We start from the raw sequence: 12,328 nt of genomic DNA, 5'->3' as shown, positions 1-12,328 counted from the left end.
TTGGCGGACTCACCTATTGGAACAGCGATATGCTGCGCTTTATAGAAAGTCAGCTTCGAGACCAACATTTCAGATGCTGCAAAAGTAACGAACGGTCGGGACGTCGCGTCAGCGGAGGATCCGCACCGCTCCACATTTTACTATTTGTCTATGAGGGGCTAAAAGCAACAAATCGTCTGGCGAGTGACGTCTACCAAACTTTAATGAAGGCGTTCCCATGACCATCAAGACGAAGCTACACCCCCGCAATCAACACTCACGAGGCTACGATTTCGAGCTCTTGGTGGCGCAGACACCTGAGCTTGAGGCCTTCACGATCCAAAGCCCAGCCGATCAGGCGACGATTGATTTTCAAAACGTGCAGGCAGTCCGTATGCTTAATCGGGCGTTGCTAAAGGCGCATTACGATATTGATTTTTGGGATATTCCCGCCGGTTATTTATGCCCGCCAATCCCCGGCCGTGTCGACTACATCCACTATCTCGCGGACTTGCTTGCTGACAGCTATAACCAAGAAGTCCCGCGTGGGCGCCATATCAAGGTATTGGACATCGGCACTGGTGCAAGCTTGGTGTACCCCCTTACGGGCCAGAGCGAATACGGCTGGCACTTCACGGGCGTCGATATCGACGCAGGCGCAATCAAATCGGCGCGGCAAATCTGTGAATTCAACAAGCTGGCAATTACGCTTAGGCGACAAAGAAAACCTGAGAATATCTTTCACGGTGTGATCCAGCCCAACGATGCTTTTCACGTAACCATGTGCAATCCGCCATTCCATGGGTCTATCGAGAAAGCGAAAAAGGGTACCCAGCGCAAGTGGGCGAACCTTGGCAAGGGGCGTTCAACAAAACTCAACTTTGGTGGCCAAAACGCTGAACTTTGGTGTCCCGGTGGGGAGATAAAGTTTCTCGCCTGCATGGTTGAACAGAGCATGGAGTTCGCCGGCCAGTGCCTGTGGTTTACTTCGTTGGTGTCGAAAAAAGATAACCTCCAGCCCCTCAATCGAATTCTTGGGAAAGCCAGGGTTGCTGAATGCAAAGTCGTCGAAATGGCACAGGGGCAAAAAACCAGTCGTTTTGTTGCCTGGACTTACATGAAGAAAAGTCTGCGCTCCTCCTTTGCGAAGAAAGCTCGGACGTAGGACCCCTCAATCGAAGTTCTGGTGTGCAGACAAAGTCTGCTTCGGTGAAGCAGCATCGCAGCATTCCAGGGCACTGTGGATGTCCGCTAAGTGCCTATTCTGTTGAAAAACTTGGATTGTTTTGGGTGTTGAGTGGCATTGTTGCAGAACTCTGACCGCTAAGGATTCACATCACGAATCCATGCGGTTAGACGGGTTAGATGAGCAAGCCCGCACCTGCCCGCTACCGCACGACGAATTGGTCCAGCTACAACGATGCGCTCAGGAAGCGCGGGTCGCTTCTGATCCGGTTGGACAAAGAGATGACCTGGCTCGCGCCGCATGAAGGGCGACCGGGGCGTCCACCAGTCTTCTCGAACTCGGCGATCCAGTTCTGCCTGTCGATCAAGGTTCTGTTCAAGTTGCCACTCCGGCAGACCGCCGGGATGGTCGCCAGCCTTTTGCACCTGGCGGGGTTGGACTGGCCCGTTCCCGATTTCTCTACACTGTGCCGCCGGCAGAGTGAGATGGGACCGTGGCCCCAGTGGGGCCGCGTAAGCCCATAGAACGCTGGCCGTCCAGATCCCGTATCGCCGCGCCGATGGTCCGCTGAACCTGCGTCCCCTCTCGGGACATTGCTATGCAATGCCCTGCCGGGCAACGGACAGCACCGGGATCAAGTTCCTTGGCGATGGTGAGTGGCAGGCCCGCAAGCACGGCGTTCAGGGGCGACGCCAATCGCTGCCCGGCAGTTGATTGCAGAGCAATCAATGAGAGGGGCGCAAGGTGCATCTTGCGATGGATGCTGCCACGTCTGACATCCGTGCTGTCCCTTGTCCGGCAGGCGATTTGCAAAGCAAATCTGACGAGAGGGAATTCACCCCCAGCCGCGACGGCCCCTCTCGTGGTTATGCTGCGCAAACCACTGCCGGGCAGTGGACAGCCCGGTCCTGCCGGAACTGCGCGACCAGAGTCCGAAGGACGAAGAGATCGGCAGCGTGACTGCAGACGGGGCCTATGACACGCGCCGTTGCCACTCCGCCATCATCAAGCGTGGGCCGTCCCGATTATCCCTATCCGCAAGAATGGCCAGCCGTGGAAAGAAAACTGCCCGGCGGCACAGGTCAGAAACGAAACCTTGCGCGCCACCCGGCACTACGGCCGGGCCTTCTGGAAACGCTGGACAGGATACCACGCCCGGAGCCGGGTCGAGGCAAAGATGCGCTGCTTGAAGGCATTCGGCGAACGCATCGCCGCAAGAGACCCTGGTAGCCAAACCGCTGAAATCCACATCCGCATCGCCCTCATCAATCGCTTCAATGCACTCGGCACCGCCGAGATCGTCCGCGTCGCCTAAGTTCAGAGGGGAAAGGGGTAGTCAGGCCTCAAGAGGGAGTTTTGCAACAACGCCGTGCTGAGTGCTGATTCACTTTCCGCGAGGCAAGCGGAGGTGCGTGGCAATGATGGGACCACGGCAGGAAGCGCAGGGCGCACTGTTCTATGAGTTCTCGATCGAGGATCATGTCCCGCAGGATCACATGCTTCGGGCGATAGATCGGTTCGTCGACCTGTCTGGCATCCGGCGGTACCTGGCTCCTTTCTACAGTCCGACCGGCAGGCCGTCGGTTGATCCGGAACTGATGATCCGGATGCTCCTGGCCGGTTATGCTGCAACGGCGTAAGATCTCACGCCGCCTCTCAGCGAAAACAGCATCCGTTCTTGCATGTGGTAAAAGAGCCAAGGTGAAGCGTGATGAAATCACCGCGCTCGCCGATGCCCACCAACATGGTGTCGAGGATCGCGAGCGCTTCTTCCATGGCAGCGCTCGCCTTGGCGGCTCTCATTACGGCTGGAGCAGGGGGAATCAATTTCAGGCCGGTTGCCGTGAACATCATGCGAACACGGCTGCACGGATTTTGCACGCGAATCACGTGCAGTTCCGTAAAAGTTCCCGGAAAATCGGGGAAATCTCCCTGTTTTTCTGGCGCGGCAAAAATTTAAAAAAACGCCTTGTTTCTCTAGGCTCTGGCAAATATACGGGTCAGCGGAGACGTGGCCGAGTGGTCGAAGGCGCTCCCCTGCTAAGGGAGTAGGCCCGGAAGGGTCTCGAGGGTTCGAATCCCTTCGTCTCCGCCACAAGCCTCTGAAATTGTTGGTATTTCACGTAGCCACGCCTTGGTGGCCAGAGGTATTTGGGGAGCGGCTTCGTTACCAAACGGTAATCCGGTCAGCCCGCCACCCTGTAGCGAGTTGCCTTGGAAGCCTTGAGATTCAATGGGAATCCGTTTCTTCTGCGAGAAAACCGTTTGAGGGGCAGATTTCATGGCAGAGAGATTTCACATAGCCGAATGGTACGGGCATCCGTACATGGACATCGATCCGATCAAGCGGGTCCGCCTCGCCCAGCACAGGGTCGGGGCTCACACTATGAAAAAGGCCGACGTCAAGAGGCTCGCAGCCCTTCAGCAGAAGGCGATAGGCGCCCAGCTGACGCCTCGCGAGCAAGATCGGTTGGAAGTCCTAGGTGTTCAGTCCCGGCATCTGGTGGATCGGGTCCACCATGAATCTGTCTGGCTCTGAAGTCCAGATTTTGCAGATGTATTCGTAAGGAGTGAGGCCGCTGAGGGTCTTCAGGCGACGCGCGTAATTGTAGGCATCGAGGAAGTCGGCCAAGTGGGCGCGGAGTTGATCGTGGCTGCCGTAGTGGTAACGCTTGACGGTCGCATCATTGATGGTGCGGTTCATGCGCTCGACCTGGCCGTTGGTCCTAAGATGGTTCGGCTTGGTGAGACGGTGCTTAATCCCGTTGGCCTCGCAAATCATGTCGAACCGCATTGGTCGGGAATAGAAGGTGTTCCGGTTCCGGGGTTGTTCGGCAAACTGGATACCGTTGTCAGTCAAGATTGTGTGGATACGGTGGGGCACCGCTTCAAGCAGGTGCTCCAGAAACTCCCAGGCGGTTTTCCTGTTTGCCTTGTCTACCAGTTGGGCCACGGAGAACTTGCTGGTTCGGTCAATGGCTACGAAGAGAAAGAGCTTGCCTTCGGCAGTCCGGAGTTCGGCGATGTCGATATGAAAATAGCCGATTGGATACCGCTTGAACTTCTGCCGTTTCGGCTTGTCCCCATCCATGTCCGGCAGGCGTGAAATGCCGTGCCGCTGCAAGCAGCGGTGCAACGAAGATCGTGTCAGATGAGGAATAGAGGGCTGCAAAGCATAGAGGCAATCATCAAGCGGCAGCAAAGTATGCCGCCGGAAGGCAACGATCATTGCCTCTTCATCTTTGCTTAGAACAGTCGAGTTCGGCTCCTTTGGGCCTGTCTTTCTGTCCTCGACCGTTTGACGCTTTCGCCACTTGGCTACGGTCTTGACGTTGATGCCAAGCTCGCGGCTCAGCTCCGCGTTCGAAGCTTGCGATCGCTGTATTGTTGCTCGGATGGCGTGCGTTGTCGTGGCGCAGCCGTGACGTATCTGTCCCATAAAGCATCCTTCCATTCAATCGAATGGATCGCACCATCAAACCCTGGGATCAAACACCTAGCCGCCCCAGCAATCCTCAGCAAGAGGGCAGGCGGCCTCACTGGGGCAGCTGGGTGCCGCCCGAACGGTCTGTCTTGAGCAGATGTGGCCTGTTGTCCCACGGCGCCCGCGTCCCGTTCGGAACGCCATAGTGCCATACGAACAGGCCCTCACGCCGCACATGCCCCAGACCCAGATCGACCAGCAACGCCGGGTATTCGACCCGGCTGGGCAGAGGCGCGGGGGCGTGCAGGCGCAGTCGGGCGGCCTTGGCAACCTTGTCCTCGAGCTCCTCGCCGGTCTCTTCGATGAAGTCAAAGACCGACGGGGCAGGGGGAATTACAGGGCCGGCAACGATGGGGATGTCCAGGGTCTCGGTGGCGAGGGTGGTGTTCCCGACGTTATAGCGCGCCGTCAGCCGCAGGATGTCGCCGGGTTTCAGCGGCGATCCCATTGCGCGTTGACCGGACACATACAAGTCACCAAGACGCAGCATGTGGGGCATGCGAGGATACAGTTGATTGACCTGATGCCCGATATCCGCCCGCCAGAGGAGGAGATCCTGTTGCGCCGGTTCCTCGCCCGTGCTGTCGGCATGCAAGAGGATGCGTTCGAAGCCCAGCTCGATCCTGCCACCTTCCTTGACGCTCCCCTTGGTGGCAAATCCGCCGGTTGCATCATCAATCAGGTCGAAGGCGATGTGCAGCTGCGTGTCGGCATTGGCCTGCTGCCGGTCGACCGCGAGGCGCAACCGTTCGACCGTATCATCGGCATGGATCGCCTGAAAATCGCGCGCCAGGGTGGGGCTGCCAAGCGCCCGGTCATAGGAGGGATCGCCGAAACACAGGGTTTCGGACCGGACCGGAATTTCGCGGGGCCTTTCGGGGTCCAACAAAACCGGCACCTGGAACCGCACCAACCCGGCGGTGGGCAGGACCGGTTGCTCGGTTTGCACCACGCCTGCTGTCCTTCTGAACCCCAGATCTATCCACATCGGCGTGTCCGGATTGGCCTGCCGCAGCAGTTGATTGACGAACTCGAGCGGGGAAGGGTCCGTTTCGATCTTCGGGGTCGAAGGCATCTCGAGCTCAATGCGCACCCCAGATTCGACCACCCAGGCGCGGCGCACCGAAAAATCCCAGTTCCGGGCGCCGATATTCAGTCTGGCGTGGATTGCGTGCTTCAGGTCCCACCCATCGACCGCCTTGAAAAGGCCCGCGATATTTTCCTGGGTGGCCGCGTCATCCCCCGCGGCGTCGACGGCCTTGAGTTCAAGAAACAGGTCGCACATGCCCTCCCATCGGGTTTTCGCGGGCAAGGTCAGGGTGCCGCCGCTGCCGGTCAGGCTCATCCGCCAATCAAGCGCGCCGGGGCCCTCCAGGCGCAGCACGTCCGAGAAGGCCTGTTGATACAGGAAGGGGGTCAGGCTCTTGCTGTCGCCCCGGCCACGTTCGAGATCCGTGCGTGACACGAAGGTGCGGCGGCTGAAGCGCAGGATCTGGGCGGTCGAAAGCCCGGGTTCGAACAGGGCGTCATCCTTGGGATGGGGCGGCAGGATCATGCCCCGCGGATTGCGCATCTGGGCCCCGATCACCGGCCCCGACGTGGCCGGTTGTCCCATGCCGGGCCAGCCCGCGTCCAGGGCCGGGCCGGGCGCCTGGGTGACCAGCGTGGCCGAGACTGTGGTGATGTCCAGAACGCCCGCGCGGCGCCCGATCAACAGGCGGTCGACCACCGGCGGCATGATCGGCGCCCATGGCGGCGCCGACCCGTCCTTGGCCACCACCGGCAGCGGCACACGGCGGCGCGCATTGGCGGCAACCAGATGCCGCGCGGCAGGCCCGTCATGGGGGAAAGGCGCGCTGCCGCGATCAAACACGACCTGATCCGAAAACCGCAGCCCCAGCGACTGAATGTCGCCGCTCTGACGGGGCGGGTGTTCGGCCGTGGCGGGCCAGAGCGTGCGCTGACCGCGCCCGGAAAAGCCCGCCTGCGGTGATTGCAGGGCCAGTTCGGCTTCGAAACCGGGGGCATGGGCGGTGTGGCCCTGGGTGGGTTCCATCGGCCATCCCAGCGCGGGCGAGGCCACGATATCCGCGTCACGCGGTGTCAGGGCCACACCCGAGCGGGCCAGCGGATCGGTTGGGGGGCTGACGCTGCGCCCGACAACCCGGCCCTGGGGACCATGGCGCATCAGCGCAAAGCGCGCGCCCTCCATCAGGCGATGCGCCGCGTCGAACAGCTCGGCCGGGCGGCCCCAATCCTGATCGGTGACCAGCGCCTGGCGATAACGCGCCACCATCCGCGCGCCATGCCGACCGAGGATCACCAGATCGACCGGCACACGGCTGGGGTCGCCCGGGGCCGTGGGCACGGCCCTGTCGCGCAAACGGGCCAGCCGGGCCCGCGTGGCGGCACGGGTGGGGGCCTGATAGGCCTTGTCGTTCCAGTTCATATCCGGAACCAGCGTCATCACATCTACCTGTGCCCCATTCGCCTGCCGATAGGCAGCCAGCGCCAGCATCGCACGCAGGAAATAAGGCGCGCGCCGGTGCAGATCGGCGCTGTCGATATCGGCCGCCGCACCTTTCACCCAGGATTCGAAGAACCCGGGCGAGGTGGGTAGCATGTCGCGCAGCTTGGGCCGGTCGGTGCGGCTGTCTGCGAGGGCGGCCAGCATCTCGTCTTCGCGCATATGTGTGCTCAGCCCAACCGGGGCGGCGCGCCGGGTGGAGGCCATGGCATGGGCCGCCCAGCTTTCCATGGTTGGAATGCGGTAGATATCCGGACTGTCCTGGGGCGGTGTCTGCAAGACCACGTCCTTGGGCAGCCCATAGGCCCAGGGCAGGTTGATCTGAAACGCCTTGTGACCGGCGTCCAGGGGCATCCACAGGGGGGCCACGGCCAGGACAAAGACCTGGTTCTGATCAATCTTGGTCCAGAGGTGTTCAACCATGCCCGCGTCATGCCAGCCCGACAGGTTCGCATTCTCTAACCGCGCCATGCCTTCGGCCAGGTGATCACTGCCATTATGTTCGGGCTTGCCCCGATACCGCAGCGCTGGCGAGGTTTTTTCCTTGCGGAACTGGTGCGAATGGCGGGGCACGAAGGACAGCACCTGGCGCGCCTCGGCGGTCATTGCCGCGGCGGTGGTCAGGGCGATGTGATCGCAGCTGAGCCAGCTGCGGGACCAGCGACCGTCAACCAGCCTGTGCCGGACCTGTGCCAACCCGCGCAGCGGGCCGTCTGCAGGGGACAGCTTGCCGTCACCGTCCCGTTGCAACCGGTTAAGGTCGATATGGAAGTCGGACAGGCGGAACTGAAAGCTGTGTGTGATTGAATCGCCCTGATTTGTCAGGGTCAGCAGGCGGCCGGGCACGCCCGAGGGGCTGTTGGCCGTATCCGCGGGCGGGGCAAGCGCGCCGCCCGCGATGTCCATCAGGCTGGGGCTGCCCTCCAGCTCTAGCCCCTTCAGGGTGAGCCAGTGGATGGGCGAGGGCTGTTGTTCAGATTGCCAGGTCAGGCGAGCTGCGTTCAGGTCGGCATCGCCGGCCCCGCGCAAGATCTCGTGGTTCAGTCGGAAGCTGTCGCCATTGCCCAGGCTGAGATCGGCTAGGAAATGCAGGACGCGCCCCGCGACCTTGTCCGAGCTGTCCAGCACCTCGGCAAACGAGATTTCCAGATCGGCCATCTTGGCCCCCTTTGCGCCGATCGGCAAGCCAAAGAGCGGGGCGGTGCCCCCGGCGATCTCTTGCTGGACCTTGCAGGTCAGAACGCCGGATTGGTGGTCGATGTTTGGCGGCGTTTCCAGGTGTCCGAGGTCAAGGTCGAGCCAGCGTGTCGCCGTTTTGCCAAGCGCGAAGACCACCGGTCCCGAGCCGCTTTGGGACCGCAGCTCGACCGTGCCGTCGATGGACAGATCCTGGGTGTCACCCTGCGCCGAACACCGGGCGCGGATCGTGACATCTTTCAGGCTGTCGGGCAGGGGAGGGGTGCAGGGAAAGTCCGGCTCAAAGGTGATATCCAAGGTGCCGCCGTCATCCGAGCTCAGCGCGACCTTGCCGCCGGTGATCGTGCGCTGCGCCCCAAAAAGACGGGCCCGCAGGGTGGCGGTTTCGGGCTCCATGCCATGGTCATAGATGTCGAACCCAAGCTCGATGGTCACATCGACCGGCTGGTCGTTTCCATCCGCGTCCACGCTTGTGAACCAGCCCGCTTTCCTGTCCGCAACGACCGGCAGGCTGCGGGTGAAGGTCAGGGTGGGCGCGCGATCCGACCAGGTGAGGGTGTTCGGCGCCGCGCCGCTGGCGATCTTGGCGCTCTGCCACATGGGCGTGTCACCCATGCTGAAAACAAACAGGTCATCGCGGTCATAGATGCGGTCGACCCCGAAGGCGAAATCATCGTGGCCCTGTTGCCCGTCCGCGCGGAAGGACAAGCTGCCCAGGATGCGGGCGCTGGCCAGGCCGAGCGGTTTGTCCGCGCCGCCCTGTTCGGCCAGTTCGGCGTCGATCAGGCGCAGCGGGCGGAAGCGGAACGGGCCGACGGGGATATCATACTCGCCCAGGATCTCCGCCTCATCCGACCGGTCACGCGCTTGGAAAAAGCGCCATTCGTAAAGCGAAAACAAGAAGTTACCTCGATCAAGCGCCTGCCCCGTATTGCCGCGGGTGCCCTCGATCGGGTTGCCTTGCGGACCAGCGGCGCCTTGATCATCCCCGGCATTGATGATGCCGAGAAAGCTCAGATCCTCGGGGTCGATCGGCAGGTCGCGCAAATAGAGCTGAACCTCTGCCGATGCCCGGCCGATGGACATGTCCGCCCCATGCGGCTGGGGCAACGTGGCCAGCAGCACCGGCCGGTTTTCGATTTTATCGGTGCGGGCGTTCCGGGCATAGGTCCGCGTAGCGCGCAACGTGCCATCGCGCGTGGCTATGGTGCGCAGGGCCGCACCGCGGGCGTCTGCGAGGTGTTCGGCGGCGTCCGTGTCATCCGTATCCATCGGGTGGGCCGGGTATTGGTCGATGCCATAGCCCGTTACATGGACTTTTGCGCTGCCAGACTCGGTGGTGTCCTGCAGCTCGACCCCGACATCCTTGGGCCCCACGGCGCCCCCCAGGCCGACGGCGGCGGCGGCCAGCCCCTCGCGCCCGTTCAGCAACAGGTCGCCAAACAGCGTTTGCGCATCGACCTGCACCGCGGCCTCTTCCCTGAACCGATAGGGATAGGCGAGCGTGTCCAGCCGGATGTCGACCGGCCCGGCGTTGACCGAAAGCGTGTTGGTGATGACGGCATCCTGTGTCCAAGTCAGCTGCATGCGCTGTTCCGCGTCGCGCCAGAGCGCGACCAGCCGTTCGGGGTGCAGCGCGGTGACGATCGGGGCGGGCTTGTCTGCCGGTTCGGCTTCCGGCCCAGGCCGAGGGGCCAGGGCACCGTCCGGTTCGACCGGCGGCAGGTCAGACCAGGCAAACAGCTCGTCCAGGACGGGATAGTCAAAGCGCAGGGCGGCGGTGAACTGCCAATCCGCGCTGTCCGGGTCGGGTTTGAACTCGATCCCGTGCAGCGTCGGCAATATGGCGCTCTGCACGAACCGGTCGCGCAGAGGGTCCACCGGGGCAGGCCCGAACGGCGCGCCCGGCGCGGTCACCGCCTCTGGCCCCTTCAGAACCGGCAGGTCGTTTTCAACCGAGCCACCCTGGTCCATTTGGAACCGAAGATGCACCCGGCCCGACAAGGCGCGTGGAAACAGCCCACGACTGCGCGAGGGCGTTGATGCGGAACGGGCACTGCGGCTCATCGGGTAGTTGGTGATGAACGGCGCATCCTGCATGGTCACCCAGCCCAGGGCAGGGGGCGCCGTTTCCGCATCGCCCACCTGTGCCGAGGGGCCAAGATCAAAGGCCAGGTCCCAAGTGTCCGTGCCCTCCTGTTCGGCCGTCCACCGGAAGCTTGCCCCGTCACGGTCAGAACTGTCGAACCCCAGCGCAACCTCGCGCACCGTGGCCGGGCCCAGGGTCCAATCCGGCACGGCCTCGAAGGCGGTGGGACTGGTATCGGCGACATAGAGAAACCCGTAGATCGAGCCGATTTCCCCAATGGGGTTGATCACGAATTTCCGGAGCCGGCGCATGCCGTCTTCATTGCCGCGCCAGGTGGTGGTGACCATCAGCCCTTCGGCCGAGGTCAACTCCAACGCGCGGGGCAAACCGCTGTCCGCTCCGCCCCCAGGGTCTGAGGCGGAAAACAGGATGCGCCCGGACAGGGCGCTGCGGGCGCGATCTTCGGCCTCGGGGGCGCCCTTCGCCCCCTCCAGCCCGGGCACCTCGGGGGCAGCATCCGGCGCGGGCAACGGGTGCTGGAACCAGCCATCGCGCAGGGCAAAGAAGGCATACGGCGCGGTTTCGTTTTCGGCATCCAACAGGCCCGCATCCCGATAGCGGGTGGTCAGGCGGTCGCGCAGCTGATCCAGCGGCAGCGCGACGGGTTTGCGCCCGAACGTGCCGGTGAAACTGCCGCTCCAGACTGAGCCGTTCTTGCGATAGGTCAGGTCATAGGTCGGCTTCTGAACCGGTTGCCCGGCGTGGGCGATCAGTTTGAAATCATTATCCGAGGAATGCATCTCCACCCGCGACAATGCGACCTGCGCCAGGGCGCTGCCTTCGCCAACCCCTGCCGCGCTGGTGACCAGGCGCAGGTCGATGCGGTCAGGGTCGATTTCGGCCAGAACATGGGGGGTCGCGCCGGGGACCTGGGACAGGGCAAGCTGCCCCTTCGCATGGGTCAGCGGCCACAGCAACGGCGGCGTGTCTCCGCCCAGGTCAATGCGATAGCGTTGCGGGGCCTCGGCATTGATCAGGCTGGTCACGACCTGCTGCAATCGCTCGCGCGGCGGGGCCAGTTCACCGGTCGCCCCCGGGCCGATCAGGCGCAGCCGATAGGCGCCCCGGTCGTCGTCAACCTCGAGCCGCAGGCAGGCGTTCAGGCGGGCGGTTTCTTTGGTCGCAGACATGCCGATGGTCGGATCGGGCAGGGTGGCGGGAAATTCGATGCCCTGCGCCACTACAGTGACCGGCCAGAACAGCCGACCCGGTTTGGTGGTCTTGTCCAACGTGATGGCAACATGGCCGAACAGCGTTTCGTGGGCCGGGTCAAACCCCAGGAAATGGGCCAGCTCGTTCGTACCGTCGCCCAGGTCCAGCACCAGGGCGGCCGCCCCGTCGCTGAGGCGCAGGGCCGGCAGGTGGATGCTGTGATCGCCGCGCAGGTCTTCAAAGGCTTCGGGCACCGCCAGGATGTCCTGCGCCGCGTCGCCCTGGATCAGTGCGCCCTCGATCGGATCCGTGCCCGCGGGCGACCACAGCGCCAGGCGCGCGCGGTTTTCATTCGCGCCAAAATCGCGAGCCCGCGCCGCGATCCGCAGCAGGGTCGGCAGCCGTGCGCGGGTTTCGCCCGTTTCGTCGCCATAGAGGACATCCTCGCCGCTGAGCATCGTCGCACGCGCGCCAAAGGTGCGGCGGGTGATCGACAGGTCACCGCCTTCGTCCCCTTCGGGGTGAAAACTGCGCAAGGTCAGCAGGCAGAAAGGCAGGGCGTCGCCCAGGGTCAGGGTCAGGGTGCCCAGGGGCGTGGCCTGCGGGGCGGTTTGTGCAAGGAAGGTTTTCAGCTCTGACATGGTCTTCTCCTTC

The 12,328-nt window shown here is 62.8% G+C and carries 4 protein-coding genes, 1 tRNA gene and 2 pseudogenes; 4 read left to right on the top strand and 3 right to left on the bottom strand.

Going from position 1 to position 12,328, the window contains the following annotated elements:
• The first annotated feature begins 217 nt into the window (after window positions 1–217).
• The 3 genes and pseudogenes from rlmF to K3724_RS16140 form a co-directional block, all read left to right on the top strand.
• Window positions 218–1,144, top strand: coding sequence for a 23S rRNA (adenine(1618)-N(6))-methyltransferase RlmF (gene rlmF, locus K3724_RS16150; RefSeq protein WP_259987170.1), 927 nt, complete (start codon window positions 218–220; stop codon window positions 1,142–1,144).
• 200 nt (window positions 1,145–1,344) lie between these two features.
• Window positions 1,345–2,480: pseudogene (locus tag K3724_RS16145) on the top strand (IS5 family transposase).
• 103 nt (window positions 2,481–2,583) lie between these two features.
• Window positions 2,584–2,810: pseudogene (locus tag K3724_RS16140) on the top strand (transposase); the annotation flags it as partial.
• An 11-nt stretch (window positions 2,811–2,821) separates the two neighbouring features.
• On the opposite strand, the gene K3724_RS16135 reads toward K3724_RS16140, so the two are convergent.
• A complete protein-coding gene (locus tag K3724_RS16135) occupies window positions 2,822–3,019 on the bottom strand; it encodes a hypothetical protein (protein ID WP_259992726.1) in 198 nt (65 codons plus the stop codon).
• A gap of 151 nt (window positions 3,020–3,170) precedes the next feature.
• Here K3724_RS16135 and K3724_RS16130 point away from each other — a divergent pair.
• Window positions 3,171–3,260 (top strand) — tRNA-Ser (locus K3724_RS16130).
• Window positions 3,261–3,644: 384 nt separating this feature from the next.
• Here the strand turns inward: K3724_RS16130 and K3724_RS16125 are convergent.
• Both K3724_RS16125 and K3724_RS16120 read right to left on the bottom strand, forming a co-directional pair.
• Window positions 3,645–4,604, bottom strand: a complete 960-nt coding sequence (locus K3724_RS16125; protein WP_259987168.1) for an IS481 family transposase — start codon at window positions 4,602–4,604, stop codon at window positions 3,645–3,647.
• 97 nt (window positions 4,605–4,701) lie between these two features.
• Entirely contained in the window at window positions 4,702–12,315 is a 7,614-nt protein-coding gene (locus K3724_RS16120; RefSeq protein ID WP_259987166.1) for a hypothetical protein, read from the bottom strand.
• Window positions 12,316–12,328: the final 13 nt, after the last annotated feature.

The organism is Leisingera sp. M658, from assembly GCF_025144145.1.
GTDB lineage: Bacteria > Pseudomonadota > Alphaproteobacteria > Rhodobacterales > Rhodobacteraceae > Leisingera.
Note: the sequence above shows the minus strand (reverse complement) of the source record. Positions and strands in the feature narration are given on the sequence as shown.